Below are 15,266 nucleotides of genomic sequence, written 5' to 3' on the forward strand. Positions count from 1 at the left end.
CCGGGTCAGCGACCCTCAGCGGCCTCGGTGTGGTGGCGGATGACCTCGGCGACGACGAAGTTGAACCACTTCTCCGCGAACTCCGGATCGAGATGGGCGTCTTCGGCGAGCGCTCGGAGCCGAGCGACCTGCTGCTCCTCGCGGTTCGGGTCCGACGGCGGCATGGCATGCTCAGCCTTGAGATGACCGACCTGCTGGGTGGCGCGGAACCTCTCGGCGAGCAGGAAGATCAGCGCCGCGTCGATGTTGTCGATGCTCGCGCGCAGGCGGAGCAGTTCGGCCTTCGGGTCCTCTGCGGCAATCATGCCCCTACTCTAGAGCCGCGGATCACCCGACCTCCGACGAGGGGCACCGCTATCGTGTGCTCATGAGCAACGACGACTCGCCGGCCTCCGCTCCGCAGGACGACAAGGGCACCCAGCCGGCCCCCGCCCCGGTCGACGCGGCACTCGCCGGCACCGCCGTGGAGACGCCCGGCGCCGCACCGGTGCCGTCCGGCCCCCCGCGGCCCGTGGTGATCGAGCCGACCACGCCGAGCCGCTCGTTCTGGACGCGGATCGATCGGCCGTTCGTCTTCGGGTTCCTCGTGACGCTCGGCGGTCTCGGGGCGATCGTGATCGGTCTCGCGCTGTCGAACCTCTCCACGGTCCTCATCTACATCGCCCTCGCGCTGTTCGGCGCCCTCGGTCTCGACCCCGCCGTCCGGTTCCTGGAGCGTCGCGGCCTGTCGCGTGCCCTCGCGGTCGTGGTGACCATCCTGGCCCTCATCGTCGTCGTCGCCCTCGTCCTCTGGATGATCGTGCCGATCGTCGTCGATCAGATCGCGGGCTTCGTGAAGTCGGTCCCCGGCATGATCCAGGACTTCACGAAGACCGACCTCTACGCCACGCTGAACGACCAGTTCGGCGACCAGTTCCAGGACCTCGTGTCGGAGGTGCAGAAGTTCCTGTCCGACTTCGGGAACCTCGCGACGATCGGCGGCGGCGCCCTTCAGGTGGGCGCGTCCATCGCCAGCGGCATCTCGGGCGCGATCGTCGTGCTCGTGCTGACGCTGTACTTCCTCGCGACGCTCCCGGCCATGCGCCAGGGGATGCTGCGTCTCGTCCCGGCCCGCGACCGCGACCGCGCGGGCGACATCTCCCAGCAGATCACGGACTCCGTCGGCGGCTACGTGATGGGGATGGTGGTCCTCGCCTTCTGCAATGCGACCCTCGCCCTCATCCTGTACTCCGTGCTCGGCCTGCCGTTCCCGCCGCTCATGGCCGCGATCGCCTTCTGCGTCACGCTCATCCCCCTCGTCGGCTCGGTGCTGTTCTGGATGATCGGCACCATCCTCGCGCTCTTCACGAACCCGATCGCCGCGCTGATCTTCGCCGCCGTCTACCTCGTCTACATGCAAATCGAGGCCTATGTGCTCACGCCGCGCGTCATGAACAAGGCCGTGGCGGTGCCGGGCTCGCTGGTGGTCATCGGCGCCCTCGCCGGCGGTACGCTCCTCGGCCTGCTCGGCGCCCTGGTGGCCGTTCCCGTCACCGCCTCGATCCTCATCATCGTCAAGCAGGTCGTCGTGCCGAAGCAGGACGCCCGCACCTGACCCCGGCCCCTCCCCACCCCGGTGCACAACTTCGGAGACTCGGGGCGGCACCCCGTCAGCCGGGGGTGCTCCGCGGCGTGTCGGGTGAGATCTCCGGAGTTATGCACGCGACCGGCGGGAACGACGAAGCGCCCGGCCCCTGAGGGCCGGGCGCTTCGCGGGGAGACGACTCAGACGAGGTCGTTGTCCGTCAGCCACTGCTTCGCGATGTCCTCCGCCGACTTCTGGTCGACCGTGCTCTGCACGTTGAGGGCGACGAGCTCCTCGGCGGTCAGCTTGGCGCTGATGCCGTTGATGACGTCCGCGATCTCGTCGGCCACGTCGCTGGACGCGATCGGCACGACGTTCGAGGCCAGGATGATGTTCTCCGGGTCCTCCAGCGCCACGATGTCCTCGGTCTGGAATGCCGGGTCGGCCGAGTAGATGTCCGCGACCTGGATCTCGCCGGCGAGCAGCGACTCCAGCGTCGTGGGACCGGTGGCCGAGAACGCCAGGTCGACGCCGTAGACCTCCTTGGCCGCGGCGGGACCGTACGGACGCTGCTCGAACTCCGGAGCCGCGCCGATCGTGACCGGGGTGGTCACGTCCGCGAGGTCGGCGATCGAGGTGAGGTCGTTCTCCTCGGCGAAGCTCTTGAGCACCGTGTAGGTGTCCTGGTCGGACGCCTCGGCGTAGTCGAGCGCCGTGAGGCCCTCGGGGAGCGCGTCCTTCAGGGCCGCGTAGACGTCGTCCGGGCTGGTGGCGGTCGCGTCCTTGTCCAGGTACTCGAGCAGGTTGCCCGTGTACTCCGGGAACAGGTCGATCGCCCCGGACTCGACGTCCGGCATGTAGGCGTCGCGCTGGCCGATGCTGAACTGACGGTCGACGTCGAAGTCGGCGGCCTCGAGCGCCTGCGCGTAGATCTCGGCGATGATCTCGTTCGAGTAGTAGGCCTGCGAGCCGATGACGATGGTGTCGCTGCCCCCACCGTCGCCGGAGTCGTCGGTGGGCGCGTCCAGGGGGTTGCTGTTGGCGCAGCCGGAGAGGGCGAGGGCGGCGGCGAGCGCGACGCCGCCGGCAAGGGCGAGGCGGGACTTTCGTGCGGTGAACATGGACTTCCTCTTCTCTGGGGGACGATGCTGTGGGTCAGGCGGGTGCGGCCGCGGGGGCGGTCGCCCGCGCGCGGCGTCGTTGCGCACGCGTGCGCACACCGCGGGGCACCGCGGCGTGCTGGGCGAGCGCGAGCAGGAGGTCGACGAGGAGCGCGAGCACCGCGACGAGGATCGCGCCGCCGAGGACCTGGTCGAAACGGCGGAGCGGGATGCCCTGGATGATCGGCCAGCCGAGGCCGCCGAGGTTCACATAGGCCGCGATCGTCACCGTGGCGATGACCTGCAGCAGCGCCGAGCGGAGGCCGCCGACCAACAGCGGCATGCCGAGCGGCACCTCGACCTTCCAGAACACCTGCCAGCCGGTCATCCCCATCGCCCGCGCGGCATCGATGGTGCGGCGATCGACCGCCTCCAGACCCGTGTAGGCCCCGGCGAGCAGGGACGGGATGGCCAGGACGACGAAGGTGATGATCGCTGCCAGGGGCGTGCGCAGCACCCCGAGCAAGAGCACCAGCAGCACCATGAGGCCGAAGGATGGGATGGCGCGGGCCGCTCCGGAGACGGCGACCGCGATCTCCCGCCCCTTCCCGGTGTGCCCGATGAGCCAGCCGAGCGGTACGGCGATCACCGCGGCGATCAGCACGGAGACCACCGTGTAGAAGACATGCTGGCCGAACAGGACGGGGAGGGAGTACGTCCCGACCCAGCGGTCGGGGGAGAACAGCCAGGCGAAGGCCTCGGTGAACACGTTCATGCGGCCGTCCTCAACGTGATCGTCCGACGCGCGGCGGCGGGGGTGGCCGCCGCCCGCGTCCACGGCATGAGGGCACGCCCGAGGAGCACGAGCAGGAGGTCGATGACCAGAGCGATGACGACGACGGCGACGATGCCGGTGAAGACCTCGGCGAGGATGCGGCGCTGGAGGCCGTTCGTGAACAGGTAGCCGAGGTTCGTGACGCCGACGAGGATGCCGACCGTCGCGAGCGAGATGGTGCTCACCGCCGCCACGCGGAGGCCCGCGAGGATGACCGGCCCGGCGAGCGGGAAGTCGACCGTCCAGAAGCGGCGGAACCCGCCGTAGCCCATCGCGACCGCGGACTGCCGGATGGCGGGGTCGACCGAGTCCAGGCCGTCGGACACCGCGCGGACGAGGATCGCGATCGCGTAGATCGTCAGGCCGATGACGAGGTTGGCTGGGCTGCGCGCGGGGTACCCGGCCACCGAGGGCAGGAGAATGAGAAGGGCGAGGGAGGGGATCGTGTACAACAGCCCGGTGAGGACGATGACCGGACCCTTCACGAGTTGATACCGCCAGGCCACCCATCCCAGCGGCAGCGCGAGGACGAACCCGAGCACGATCGCGATCGCGCTCTGCTGCAGGTGCACCGCGGTGAGCTCGAGGATCAGTCCGAGGTTGTCGCCGACCCAGTTCACGGGGCCGCCTTCATCGCACCCGCTCCGTCGACCACGCCCTCCGGCGCATCGACGATCGCCCCCTGCGTGCGGCCCTCGGAGTCGACGACCACGGTCCCCCGCGGGGTCTGCTTGAGATGCAGCGCGCGGCGGCCCCGGTCGGCTCCGATGAACGAGGAGACGAAGTCGTCGGCCGGGTTCTCGATGATCTCGCTCGGACTGCCCACCTGCACGATCCGGGCACCCTTGTCGAGGATGACGACCTGGTCGCCCAGGAGGAACGCCTCGTCGATGTCGTGCGTGACGAACACGACCGTCTTGTCGAGCTCGTGCTGCAGCCGCAGAGTCTCCTGCTGGAGGTCGGCGCGCACGATGGGGTCGACCGCACCGAACGGCTCGTCCATGAGGAGGATGTTCGGGTCGGCGGCGAGTCCGCGGGCCACCCCGACGCGCTGCTGCTGACCACCCGACAACTGACTCGGGTACCGCTCGGCGAGCGCCTGGTCGAGGCCGACCGTCGTGAGCAGCTCGCGGGCCCGCTCATGCGCCTGCTTGCGCTTCACCCCGTTCAGCCGCAGCACGGTGGCCACATTGTCGATGACGGTGAAGTGCGGCATGAGGCCGGAGTTCTGCATCACGTACCCGATCCGACGACGCAGTGCGACGGGGTCACCCGACAGCACATTCTCTCCGTCGATCTCCACCTCCCCCGACGTCGGCTCGACCATGCGGTTGATCATCCGCAGCAGCGTGGTCTTGCCGCAGCCGGACGATCCGACGAACACGGTGGTCTTGCGGGAGGGCAGCACGAGGCTGAAGTCGTCCACGGCGAGCGTCCCGTCGGGGAAGCGCTTCGTGACGTTGCGGAACTCGATCATGAGGGTGTCTCTCCGACGGTCGTTCGGACGTGCGGTCGTGCGTCGTGCGGGACTAGGCCGAGACCTCGACGCCCGGGGCGAAGGCGACGTAGCCGGAGAAGTCCTTGCCGACGCGGTCGAACGCCGACGGGTACGGGTGCGGGTACGACCACGCGAGATCCTTGTGCAGCTCTCCGTCGACCTGGACGGAGTAGTACTGGCACTCGCCCTTCCACGGACACGTGTACGGGGTGGGACTCTCGACGAGCGCGTCCGGCGCGACGGATGCCGGCGGGAAGTACCAGTTCCCCTCGATGCGGATGAGGTCGTCCTGGTCGGCCTCGGCGATGACGTTTCCTGCGAGTACAGCCTTCATGGTCCTGCCTCCTCGGATGTGGGTTCGAGCGTATAAGACGGGTGCGACATCCGGCACCGGGTTGCGCGCGGGGTCGTCAATCTGGGACACAATGCGCGCTCTGTTCGTCACGCGGCCGGAATCGGATTGCGCGAGGTCAGGCGGAGTCGCGACCGTAGCCCTCCAGCAGGCGCAACCAGATCTCGCTGATCGTGGGGTACGACGGCACCGCGTGCCAGAGTCGGGCGATCGGGACCTCGCCGACGATCGCGATGGTCGCGGCCTGGACGAGCTCGGCGACCTCCGGGCCGACGAAGGTCGCCCCGATCACGACGTCGCGGTCGGTGTCGACGACCAGGCGCGCCTGCCCGGCGAAGCCGTCCTCGTAGAGGCTCGCGCCCGCCACCCAGCCGAGGTCGTAGTCGACGGCCCGGACGGCGGTGCCGGCTTCCCGTGCCGCGGCCTCGGTGAGCCCGACCGATCCCACCTCCGGGATCGAGAAGGTGACCTGGGGCACCGCGGAGTGGTCGGCCGTGGCGGCGTGCCGACCCCAGGGCGCGTCGTCCACGTCCCCGCCCTTCGCCCGCGCGACGATGACGTCGCCCGCGGCACGCGCCTGGTACTTGCCCTGATGGGTCAGCAGCACGCGGCCGTTGACGTCGCCCACGGCGTAGAGCCAGTCGTGTCCGGGGACGCGGAGGGTGTCGTCGGTCTCGATCCAGCGACCCGGCTCGAGACCGACCACGTCGAGGCCGATGTCGGCGCTGCGCGGGGAGCGCCCGGTCGCGACGAGCACCTCCGCTGCGGTCACGGTCTCGCCGTTGTCGAGCGTGATCGTCACCCGGTCCCCGTCGCGGTGTACCGCCGTCGTGCCGGTGTCGGTGCGGACGTCGACGCCGAGCTCACGCAGGCCGTCGGCCACGCGGTCTCCGGCGAAAGGCTCCATCCCACCCAGCAGACCGCTGCGCGCGAGCAGCGTCACCGACGAGCCGAGCGCGGCGTACGCGGTGGCCATCTCGACCGCGACCACGCCGCCGCCGATCACCGCGAGGCTGTCGGGCAGCTCCTCGGCGCTGGTCGCCTCGCGACTCGTCCACGGCGAAGCCTCCCGCAGACCCTCGATCGGCGGGATGACCGCATCCGAGCCGGTGCTGATGGCGACCGCGTGACGGGCGCGCAGCACGCGGGTGCCGCCGTCCTGGTCGGTCACCGTGACCTCACGCTCCCCGGTCAGCCGTCCGTGGCCGCGGGCGAGATCGATGTGGGCGGACTCGAGCCACTTCACCTGGCCGTCGTCCGACCAGTTGCTCGTGAAGGAGTCGCGACGCTCGAACACGGCGCGCACATCGAGCTTTCCGGTCACGGCCTGCGCGGCACCGGCGACATGCTGCGCGGCACGGAGCGCCTGGGCGGAGCGGAGCAGGGCCTTCGACGGCATGCACGCCCAATACGAGCACTCCCCGCCGACGAGCTCGCTCTCCACGATGATCGCGGTGAGACCGCCCTGTACGGCGCGGTCCGCCACGTTCTCCCCGACCGGACCACCGCCCAGCACGATGAGGTCGTATTCGTCGGTCTTGTCGGCAGCAGTCATGCTCGCCCCTCTCGTGGCCGCGGCGGTCCGTGGCCCAGTCTCGCTCATGAGGAACGTCGAGTCACGGGTGAGTTGTTCCCGACCGCCGATATGCCCGTCCTCCCCGGTCCGGTTCCCGGTCGCGGGTGCACGACGTTCCGGCTGCACGACCTCGGAACGGATGCACGATCCGGACCGGACGATCCGCCGGCAGACGTGTCCTGGTCGTGCATCCGGAACGGGACGGACGGGGTCGACGGAACCGGCAGGACCGGTCCGGGGTCAGGCCGCGACGGACGAGACGGGACGGGAGTCGGCGAAGGCCCGAGGGTAGGCGCGGCGGAGGGCTACGACGACGAGGGTGGCCGCGGTCACCTTGATGAGGTCGCCGGGCAGGAAGGCCAGGGTCGAGAGGGCCGTGAGGTCGAGGGGTACGCCGGTGACGAGAGCCTGGACGGGGATGCCGAAGGCGTAGACGACGAGGACCCCGCCGACGAAGGCCGCGAGCGCGGTACGCCACCAGGTCGGACGGCCGGTGCGCATCAGGAGCCCGATGACGACGACGCCGGCGACCCACCCGAGCAGATACCCCGCTGTGGGGCCCACGAAGACCCCGAGACCTCCGCGTCCGCCCGCGAGTACCGGGAGTCCGACCGCCGCGAGCAGGAGGACGAGCGCCACCGACCACGGCGCGACCCGCGGGCCGAGGACGAGACCCGCCAGCATGACGGCGAGCGTCTGTCCGGTGATGGGGACTCCGCCGGGCAGCGGGACGACGACCGTGCCGAGCACGATGATGAGCGCGGCGAAGACGGCCACCCGGCCGAGGGTCGCCGAGGTGTCGCGGGTCGTGGGGGTCATCGGGCCATCCTTCCTGAACGGTGTTCACCTGAACACCGTTCACCAGGGTAGGGGCGCTCCCACAGCCCATGCAAATCACCCTGCGGCGGCCGGTTCGACGTCCCTCGTCCGCGGTGCGAGGACCGCGGCTCCCGCCCCGACCACCGCGGCGAGCGCGAACACCCCGACGAACGGATCGATCACCGCGGCGGCCCCCAGAGCGACGAAGAGCGAGCCCGTGACGGCGAGAGCGAGCGCGCTTCCGAAGGAGTCGGCCACGGTCATGGCCCCGCTGTTGAACCCCTGCTCCGCGGGGGACGACATCGCCAGGACGAGTGCGCTGCTGCGCGGACTCATCAGCCCCATGCCCGCACCCGCGACGACCCAGGCGAGCGCGGCGAGCAGCGGGGCGGCCTGCGTCACCGTGATCACCAGGACGAGCGTGATCCCGATGACCACGAAGACCGTTCCCACGCGCACGGCGGCCACGCTCGACAGGCGCTCGCCCATCCGCCCCTGGACGGTTGCCGCCGCCGACCAGGCGAGTGCACCCCCCGTCAGCGCGAGCCCGGCGAGGGTCGGCGACAGCAGATATCGATCGGTGAGCAGGTACGGGAGGTAGATCTGGGCTCCGAAGAACGCCGCCGCGCCGAGACCACGGACCAGGATCACCGACGGCAGGCCCCGGCGGGCGACGAGCGCGCCCCGAGGAAGGAGCGGACGCACCGCCGCGATCGCGACCACCACCGCGGCCATCGACAGGAACGGACCGGCGACCGGAACCTCGCCCACCAGGTCGAGGGCGAGCACGGCGACGGCGGCGAGCACCGACCACCCCAGCCGCCCAAGAGCCCACGGCGTGGTGGCGTCTCCGCTGCGGGTCAGACCGCGGAGGGCCGGGACCACCATCAGCAGCGCGAGCACGACGAGGACCACGACCCCGAGGAAGACCCAGTGCCAGCTCCACACCTCCGTCACCGCTCCCGCGATCGTCGGACCGATGAGGGAGGGGATGACCCACGCGGCGGCGAATCCGGCGAAGATCGCCGGATGCAGGGACGTCGGGTACACCCGGGCGACCACGACATAGAGAGCCACCATCAGTCCGCCGTTGCCGAGGCCCTGCGCGAAGCGCCCGGCGACGAGCACTTCCATGGTCGGTGCGAGCCCCGCGACGAGCAGCCCCGCGGTGAACAGGGCGACGGAGACATACAGCGGCACCACCGGACCCCGCCGGTCGGACCAGTTGCCGGCGATCACCATGCCGATCACGCTCGTCGCGAGGGGTCCGGCGAAGGCCAGCGCGTAAAGCCGCTCGCCGTCGAGGTCGGCGCTCACCGCCGGCATCACCGTCGTGACCGCGAGCGATTCGAAGGCACCGAGGAAAACGAGGGCGCACGCGCCGATCGTGATCCAGACGTACTCGCCGCCGAGGATGCGGGGCGGGGCGGGCGTGGACGGCGCAGCGCGCCCGGTCTCGGTCGTCATGAGGACGACGCTAGAACCTCAAGAAAGGTTGAGGTCAAGTCCCGGATGGTTGCGGGTCCGGCAGGGACTCAGCGGAGCGGGAGGATGCTCGTCGGTGCGGGAGCCTGCGTCTCGTGCCGCACTCCGAGCGGCGCACCCGTGCGGTCGTCGAGGTCCAGCAGAGTGACGGTGTCGGAGCGCTGACCGGCGACGAGGAGCTTGCCCTCGTAGACGAGGTGGTGGCGCGGCCAGTCGACTCCCGAGTCGGCGAGCGCGACGGGCTCCAGCGCCTCGCCGCTGCCGCGCACCCGCAGCGCCGCGATCGTGTTGCTGCCGCGGAGGGCGGTGTAGAGGAACTGGCCGTCCTTGGTGCGCGCGAGCTCGGCGGGGAAGTCCACTCCGATCTGCGCGATCGGGCTCGCCGGTGCCGAGGAGACGACGCCCCAGGTGCCGTCGGCGGCCGCTGCGAGCGTGAAGACCTCGCACGAGTACTCCGTCACGACGTGCAGGTGGCCGCTCGGATGCACGACCATGTGCCGCGGACCGGTGCCGCGCGGAAGCACGACCTCCTGGTCGAGGACGAGGCCGGTGCCCTGCAGACGCCAGAACCGCAGGAGATCGAAGCCGAGATCGGTGGTGACCACGCGACCGTCCGGCAGGAAGGCGGCGGCGTGGGCGTGCGACGCGCGGTCCGCGGCGCCATACGGGTCGACCGCGGCGATGCCCTCTCCGGCGGGCGTCGCCGGTGCCGCATCCGGATCGCCCTCACCGAAGAGGGCGGCGCGCAGGGCTGCCGCCGCGTCTTCCTTCGCCGGAACGAGCCGGCCGTCCGCCGCGAGCCCGAAGCGGACGACCCGTCCGTCGCCGTAGCAACTGGCGACGAGCGTCTGGCCGTTCGGCGACACCGCGAGATGACAGACGCCATCCCCCGTCGCCACCGGATCGCCGAGCGGCGTCAACGCCAGCTCCCCCGTGCGCGCGTATGCCTGCACCGCGGCGTCGCCCTCCAGCGCCGCATACACGACGTCGAGGGACGGATGCGCCGCGAGCCACGACGGTGACGGTGTCTGCGTCACGGGTCCGCGGTAGGCGAGCGTCGTGGCCTCACGGCCCTCGTCGCCCGCCAGCACGCCGATCCCCTCGGCGGAGCCCTCCATCGCCGGGCCGTAGCCCCCGAGCCAGAACCGGGTCATGCCGGTCAGTCGAGCAGATCGTGGCGCACGATCACCTGATCGCGCTCGGGACCGACGCCGATCACCGAGATGCGCGTGTTGCTCATCTCCTCCAGCGCGAGCACGTAGTCCTGCGCCGTCTGCGGAAGGTCTTCGAACGTGCGCGCGGTCGAGATGTCCTCGCTCCAGCCCGGGAAGTACTCCAGGATCGGCTTCGCGTGATGGAAGTCGGTCTGGTTCACCGGGACCTCGTCGAACCGCTCGCCGTCGACGTCGTAGGCCACGCACACCGGGATCCTCTCCAGTCCGGTGAGGATGTCGAGCTTGGTGAGCACGAGGTCGGTGATGCCGTTGATGCGCGTGGCGTAGCGGGTGATGGGCGCGTCGTACCAGCCCACGCGGCGCGGACGCCCGGTCGTGGTGCCGAACTCGAAGCCCTGCTTGCGCAGCCACTCGCCCTGCTCGTCGAACAGCTCGGTCGGGAACGGGCCGGAGCCGACGCGGGTCGTGTACGCCTTGACGATGCCGACGATGCGGTCGAGCGCGCCGGGGCCGACCCCGGAGCCCGTCGACGCGCCTCCGGCCGTAGCCGAGGACGACGTGACGAACGGGTAGGTGCCGTGATCGATGTCGAGCATCGTGGCCTGGCCGCCCTCGAACACGACGACCTCGCCGCGGCCCAGAGCCTGGTCGATGAGGTAGCCGGTGTCGGCGACCATCGGACGCAGACGCTCGGCGTAGGAGAGCAGGTCGTCGACGATCTCATCGCAGGTGACGGCACGACGGTTGAAGACCTTCACCAGGAGGTGGTTCTTCTGGTCGAGGGCGCCTTCGACCTTCTGGCGCAGGATGTTCTCGTCGAAGAGGTCCTGCACGCGGATGCCGACGCGGTTGATCTTGTCGGCGTACGCGGGGCCGATGCCGCGACCCGTGGTGCCGATGTTGCGCTTGCCGAGGAAGCGCTCGGTGACCTTGTCGAGCGTGCGGTGGTACTGGGTGATGATGTGCGCGTTGGCGCTGACCTTGAGCCGCGAGACGTCGATGCCGCGGGCGGACAGCGCCTCCAGCTCGGAGAAGAGGACCTCGAGGTCGATGACCACGCCGTTGCCGATGACCGGGTTCACGCCGGGCGACAGGATGCCGGAGGGCAGCAGGTGCAGAGCGTACTTCTCGTCGCCGACGACGACGGTGTGCCCGGCGTTGTTGCCGCCGTTGAACTTCACCACCCAGTCGGTGCGCTCACCGAGCAGATCGGTGGCCTTGCCCTTTCCTTCGTCGCCCCACTGCACGCCGACGATCACGATTCCTGGCATGGGTAACCCCCTGGATGATGCCTCTCGCCGGGATTCCACCGGCGGATGAGCTGGCCCGATCGGGCGCTCCCATCCTATCGGCAGGCCTCGGACAGCCCTCGGAAGCGCGATACGGGACGGAATACGCGCCTGCGTGGGTCTCGGGAGGCACGGTTTCGATCCCGCACCGGAGGCGATGGGCGCAGTTTCGATCCCGCACCGCACCAGGGGCCGGCGCAGCGGTGCCCGCTACAGTGGCGACGGAGGTGGCGATGAGGCGGTGGTGGCCCTACGTCCGACTCGCGGCGGCAGCGCTCGCGGTGGCGGCGATCGTCGCGCAGCTCGTGCGCACCCTGGAGATCGCCCTCGCCGCTGACACCGCGTGGGGCGCGCATCTGCCCACCGTGGTCGCGAACTTCTTCAGCTTCTTCACGATCCTCTCCAACGTGCTGGCCGCGGTGGTGCTCGCCGTCGGCGGGATCTGGGGGCTGACCCACCGCGGTGCCCGCGCGGAGCCGCGGTGGCTGGCGACACTGCTCGTGTGCGCGAGCACCTACATGATCGTCACGGGCGTCGTCTACAACACGCTGCTCCGCGGGATCGCGCTGCCGCAGGGGGCCACGGTCGCCTGGTCGAACGAGGTACTGCACGTCGTGATCCCGCTCGTCCTGCTCGCCGACGTGCTGTTCGCGCCGCGTCGTCGTGCGCTCGGCTGGGGGACCGTGGGGATCGCCGCGATATTCCCGATCGTCTGGGTCGTCTACACACTCCTCCGCGCGAACCTCGTCATCGCTCCCGCAACTGGGAACCTCTGGTGGTACCCGTATCCGTTCCTCGACCCCGCGCTGAACGGCGGCTACGGCGGTGTCGCGCTCTGGGTGCTGCTCATCGCCGCGATCATCCTCGCCACCGCCACGCTCGTCGTGGGAATCGGGCGCCGTCGAGCAAAGCCGTGACCCATCCCTTCCCGTGCGCCCCACCCCCTTCCGAACGCACGAAAGGGGGCGGGGCGGCCGAAAAGGGGTGGGTCGGCGATCAGACGAGGAGCGCGTCGGCCTCGAGATAGCGCTCGAGGGAGTCGTCGAGCTCGTCGAGCCACGGGGTGTGGTGGGCGGCGGCGAGCGTCCCGGTCATGACCGAGGGGTAGACGCGGTCGCGGTAGCCCATGATGTCGGCCTTCTTGTCGTGCTTCCAGGCGAGGAAGATCTCCACGACGCGATCGATGTCGAACGGCGGGTAGTCGGTGCACTCCAGCAGGTCGCGGATGTAGTCGGCCTGGAAGCGGATCTCCGTCGCGGCCGAGTCGATCTCTGCGAACCGCTTCCGCCACGCGGCGATGGATGCCTCGCGCTCGGCCTCGTCGGGGAGGGCGATCCGGCCGAGGATGACGTCGCGTACGAACCACGCCTGCGCGTCGAACATGTTGAACGTGAACCACTGGTCCTGCGCGCCGAGGTAGGCCAGGCGCGGGTTGCCCTGCCAGAGCACGCCCCGGTAGAGGCCGTCGGGGTAGACGTTGTTCGGCGAGGACAGGGCGAGCTCCGCGGGCAGGAACGGGTACTTGTGCAGGTAGCCGGTGCAGAGGATGACCGCGTCGACCTCCTTCGAGGTGCCGTCGGCGAAGTGCACGGTACGGCCCTCGAAGCGCTCGACGCACGGACGCTCCTCGAAGCCCTCCGGCCAGTCGTAGCCCATCGGCGCGGTCCGGTAGCTCGCGGTGACCGAGCGGGCGCCCATCTTGAAGGCCTGGCTGCCGATGTCCTCCGCCGAGTAGCTCGACCCGATCACGAGCACGTCGCGCCCGGCGAGGGCCTCCGCGCCCCGGAAGTCGTGCGCGTGGGCGACGGAGCCCGGGAAGGTCTCGATGCCGTCGAGGTGCGGCACGTTCGGGAAGGAGAAGTGCCCGCTGGCCACGACGACCCGGTCGAACTCCTCCGTGGTCGTGCGCCCGGTCGGCAGGTGCTCGCTGGTGAGACGGAACACCTCACGATCCTCGTCGAACTCCACCCAGCGCACCACGGTCTCGAAGCGGATGAGGTCGCGCACCTGCGTCTTCGCGAGGCGCCCGGCGATGTAGTCCCACAGCACCGGACGCGGCGGGTACGACGAGATCGGCCGTCTGAAGTGCTCGTCGAAGGTGTAGTCGGCGAACTCCAGGGCCTCCTTCGGGCCGTTCGACCACAGGTTGCGGTACATGCTGGAGTGCACGGGCTCGCCGTACTCGTCCAGCCCGGTGCGCCAGGTGTAGTTCCACTGGCCGCCCCAGTCGGCCTGCTTCTCGAAGCAGACCAGTTCGGGGATCTCCGCCCCCGCACGGGCTGCGGATTCGAAGGCCCGCAGCTGCGCCATCCCCGAGGGGCCGGCGCCGATGATCGCTACTCGTTCACTGTTCGTCACGTATCGTCCTCAAACTCTTCCGTCATGTATCGGGCGCAGCCGTATCCGGGAGAGGAGGACAGTTCTTCCCCGGTGGGAGCGGAACGCTCGACCTGCCCGGACAGTGGCTGCTCTTCGACGTTAGCAGTGCCCCGCGGCGACGCTGGCGGGAATGCGACGACGGCTGTCGCTTCCGCGCATCGCCGATGTCGGCGGCCGGTGCCAGGATCGGACGGTGCGAGAGGACATCAGGGCGTCAGAGCGGCTCGACCCACAGGGCTCGCCGGCGCGATCGCGCGGCGCCCTCGTGCTGCTCGCGGCCGGCGTGACCGTCGTACTCTGGGCGTCGGCTTTCATCGGGATCCGTGGCGCGGGGCCGCACTACGACCCCGGGGCCTTGGCGCTGCTGCGCATGGCCGTGGGCACCCTCGTGCTGACGATCATCGCGCTGCGGCACGGCATCCGGCTCCCGGAGCGCCGCCACTGGCTGCTGATCGCCGTGTGGGGCGTCGGGTGGTTCTGCATCTACAACCTGGCCCTCAACAGCGCCGAACGCACCCTCGACGCCGGGACCGCCGCGATGGTCGTGAACCTGGCGCCGCTCATGGTCGTCGTCTTCAGCGGTCTCTTCCTCCGCGAGGGATTCCCCCGACCCCTCGTGATCGGCGCTCCCATCGCCTTCCTCGGGGTTGTCCTCATCGGCATGAACTCCACCAGCAGCACCGGCCCTGACATCACGGGCCTTTTGCTGGCTCTTCTCGCCGCGGTCATGTACGCGGGGTGCACCCTGCTGCAGAAACACCTGCTCACCTCGGGGGTCGACGCCACCACGCTGACCTGGCTCGGGGCGGCCGCGGGCACGATCGCCCTGCTTCCCTGGCTCGGCGCCCTGATCGCCGACGTGCAGACGGCGCCCCTCGACGCGACGCTATGGGTGGTCTACCTCGGTATCTTCCCCACCGCGATCGCCTTCACCACCTGGGCGTACGTGCTGCAGCGCAGCACCGCGGGGAAGACCTCAGCGACGACGTACGTGGTCCCGGCCCTCGCGATCCTGCTGTCCTGGCTGATCCTCGGGGAGGTGCCCACGCCGCTCATGTTCGTGGGCGGCGCGCTGTGCCTGCTCGGCGTGCTCATTACGCGCATGCGCGGGCGGCGCTCGCGCTGAGCGCGCCACCCGCGCGGGTCGAGGTCGGTCCGCGCGGATGCGATTACGCTGGTCGGCGGAGGGGCGCG

At 70.2% G+C, this 15,266-nt stretch carries 15 protein-coding genes; 3 read left to right on the top strand and 12 right to left on the bottom strand.

Going from position 1 to position 15,266, the window contains the following annotated elements; translation table 11 throughout:
* Positions 1-5: 5 nt before the first annotated feature.
* Complete coding sequence (locus tag CYL12_RS12050; RefSeq protein ID WP_101847817.1) at positions 6-305, bottom strand: chorismate mutase; 300 nt, start codon at positions 303-305, stop codon at positions 6-8.
* A gap of 62 nt (positions 306-367) precedes the next feature.
* Here CYL12_RS12050 and CYL12_RS12055 point away from each other — a divergent pair, with 62 nt between their 5' ends.
* Entirely contained in the window at positions 368-1,594 is a 1,227-nt protein-coding gene (locus CYL12_RS12055) for an AI-2E family transporter (RefSeq protein ID WP_101848786.1), read from the top strand.
* Between the two features lie 170 nt (positions 1,595-1,764).
* Here CYL12_RS12055 and CYL12_RS12060 read toward each other — a convergent pair whose 3' ends face one another.
* The 10 genes from CYL12_RS12060 to CYL12_RS12105 form a co-directional block, all read right to left on the bottom strand.
* Positions 1,765-2,685 (bottom strand): ABC transporter substrate-binding protein, encoded by a 921-nt coding sequence (locus CYL12_RS12060; protein ID WP_101847818.1) that lies wholly within the window; start codon positions 2,683-2,685, stop codon positions 1,765-1,767.
* Positions 2,686-2,719: 34 nt separating this feature from the next.
* Positions 2,720-3,439, bottom strand: a complete 720-nt coding sequence (locus CYL12_RS12065) for an ABC transporter permease (protein WP_101847819.1) — start codon at positions 3,437-3,439, stop codon at positions 2,720-2,722.
* The gene (locus CYL12_RS12070; RefSeq protein WP_025104210.1) at positions 3,436-4,119 is read right to left on the bottom strand and encodes an ABC transporter permease; all 684 of its coding nucleotides are present in this window, start codon (positions 4,117-4,119) and stop codon (positions 3,436-3,438) included. Before CYL12_RS12070 ends, CYL12_RS12065 begins: the two co-directional genes overlap by 4 nt.
* On the bottom strand, positions 4,116-4,976 hold the full coding sequence (locus tag CYL12_RS12075) for an ABC transporter ATP-binding protein (RefSeq protein WP_101847820.1): 861 nt from the start codon (positions 4,974-4,976) through the stop codon (positions 4,116-4,118). Before CYL12_RS12075 ends, CYL12_RS12070 begins: the two co-directional genes overlap by 4 nt.
* Positions 4,977-5,028: 52 nt before the next feature.
* A complete protein-coding gene (locus CYL12_RS12080) occupies positions 5,029-5,331 on the bottom strand; it encodes a DUF427 domain-containing protein (RefSeq protein ID WP_060922325.1) in 303 nt (100 codons plus the stop codon).
* A gap of 136 nt (positions 5,332-5,467) precedes the next feature.
* Positions 5,468-6,904, bottom strand: a complete 1,437-nt coding sequence (locus tag CYL12_RS12085; protein ID WP_101847821.1) for a dihydrolipoyl dehydrogenase family protein — start codon at positions 6,902-6,904, stop codon at positions 5,468-5,470.
* Between the two features lie 261 nt (positions 6,905-7,165).
* Positions 7,166-7,744 carry a biotin transporter BioY gene (locus tag CYL12_RS12090; protein WP_101847822.1) on the bottom strand — a complete coding sequence of 193 codons (579 nt, stop codon included), beginning with the start codon at positions 7,742-7,744 and terminating at the stop codon, positions 7,166-7,168.
* Positions 7,745-7,819: 75 nt separating this feature from the next.
* The gene (locus CYL12_RS12095; RefSeq protein WP_101847823.1) at positions 7,820-9,211 is read right to left on the bottom strand and encodes an MFS transporter; all 1,392 of its coding nucleotides are present in this window, start codon (positions 9,209-9,211) and stop codon (positions 7,820-7,822) included.
* A 68-nt stretch (positions 9,212-9,279) separates the two neighbouring features.
* A complete protein-coding gene (locus tag CYL12_RS12100) occupies positions 9,280-10,383 on the bottom strand; it encodes a lactonase family protein (protein WP_101847824.1) in 1,104 nt (367 codons plus the stop codon).
* A 5-nt stretch (positions 10,384-10,388) separates the two neighbouring features.
* On the bottom strand, positions 10,389-11,675 hold the full coding sequence (locus CYL12_RS12105) for an adenylosuccinate synthase (RefSeq protein ID WP_101847825.1): 1,287 nt from the start codon (positions 11,673-11,675) through the stop codon (positions 10,389-10,391).
* Between the two features lie 251 nt (positions 11,676-11,926).
* On the opposite strand from CYL12_RS12105, the gene CYL12_RS12110 reads away from it, so the two are divergent.
* Positions 11,927-12,610 (top strand): Pr6Pr family membrane protein, encoded by a 684-nt coding sequence (locus CYL12_RS12110; protein ID WP_101847826.1) that lies wholly within the window; start codon positions 11,927-11,929, stop codon positions 12,608-12,610.
* A gap of 79 nt (positions 12,611-12,689) precedes the next feature.
* Here CYL12_RS12110 and CYL12_RS12115 read toward each other — a convergent pair whose 3' ends face one another.
* Positions 12,690-14,051 carry an NAD(P)-binding domain-containing protein gene (locus CYL12_RS12115; protein WP_101847827.1) on the bottom strand — a complete coding sequence of 454 codons (1,362 nt, stop codon included), beginning with the start codon at positions 14,049-14,051 and terminating at the stop codon, positions 12,690-12,692.
* Between the two features lie 214 nt (positions 14,052-14,265).
* Between CYL12_RS12115 and CYL12_RS12120 the strand changes: the two genes are divergently transcribed.
* The gene (locus CYL12_RS12120) at positions 14,266-15,198 is read left to right on the top strand and encodes a DMT family transporter (RefSeq protein WP_233486733.1); all 933 of its coding nucleotides are present in this window, start codon (positions 14,266-14,268) and stop codon (positions 15,196-15,198) included.
* Positions 15,199-15,266: the final 68 nt, after the last annotated feature.

It is taken from the genome of Zhihengliuella sp. ISTPL4 (assembly GCF_002848265.1).
Taxonomy (GTDB): Bacteria; Actinomycetota; Actinomycetes; order Actinomycetales; family Microbacteriaceae; genus Microbacterium.

Coding starts and splice junctions, on each gene's coding strand:
- CYL12_RS12050 (WP_101847817.1), bottom strand. CDS start 305: ATGATTGCCGCAGAGGACCCGAAGGCCGAACTGCTCCGCCTGCGCGCG.
- CYL12_RS12055 (WP_101848786.1), top strand. CDS start 368: ATGAGCAACGACGACTCGCCGGCCTCCGCTCCGCAGGACGACAAGGGC.
- CYL12_RS12060 (WP_101847818.1), bottom strand. CDS start 2,685: ATGTTCACCGCACGAAAGTCCCGCCTCGCCCTTGCCGGCGGCGTCGCG.
- CYL12_RS12065 (WP_101847819.1), bottom strand. CDS start 3,439: ATGAACGTGTTCACCGAGGCCTTCGCCTGGCTGTTCTCCCCCGACCGC.
- CYL12_RS12075 (WP_101847820.1), bottom strand. CDS start 4,976: ATGATCGAGTTCCGCAACGTCACGAAGCGCTTCCCCGACGGGACGCTC.
- CYL12_RS12080 (WP_060922325.1), bottom strand. CDS start 5,331: ATGAAGGCTGTACTCGCAGGAAACGTCATCGCCGAGGCCGACCAGGAC.
- CYL12_RS12085 (WP_101847821.1), bottom strand. CDS start 6,904: ATGACTGCTGCCGACAAGACCGACGAATACGACCTCATCGTGCTGGGC.
- CYL12_RS12090 (WP_101847822.1), bottom strand. CDS start 7,744: ATGACCCCCACGACCCGCGACACCTCGGCGACCCTCGGCCGGGTGGCC.
- CYL12_RS12095 (WP_101847823.1), bottom strand. CDS start 9,211: ATGACGACCGAGACCGGGCGCGCTGCGCCGTCCACGCCCGCCCCGCCC.
- CYL12_RS12100 (WP_101847824.1), bottom strand. CDS start 10,383: ATGACCCGGTTCTGGCTCGGGGGCTACGGCCCGGCGATGGAGGGCTCC.
- CYL12_RS12105 (WP_101847825.1), bottom strand. CDS start 11,675: ATGCCAGGAATCGTGATCGTCGGCGTGCAGTGGGGCGACGAAGGAAAG.
- CYL12_RS12110 (WP_101847826.1), top strand. CDS start 11,927: ATGAGGCGGTGGTGGCCCTACGTCCGACTCGCGGCGGCAGCGCTCGCG.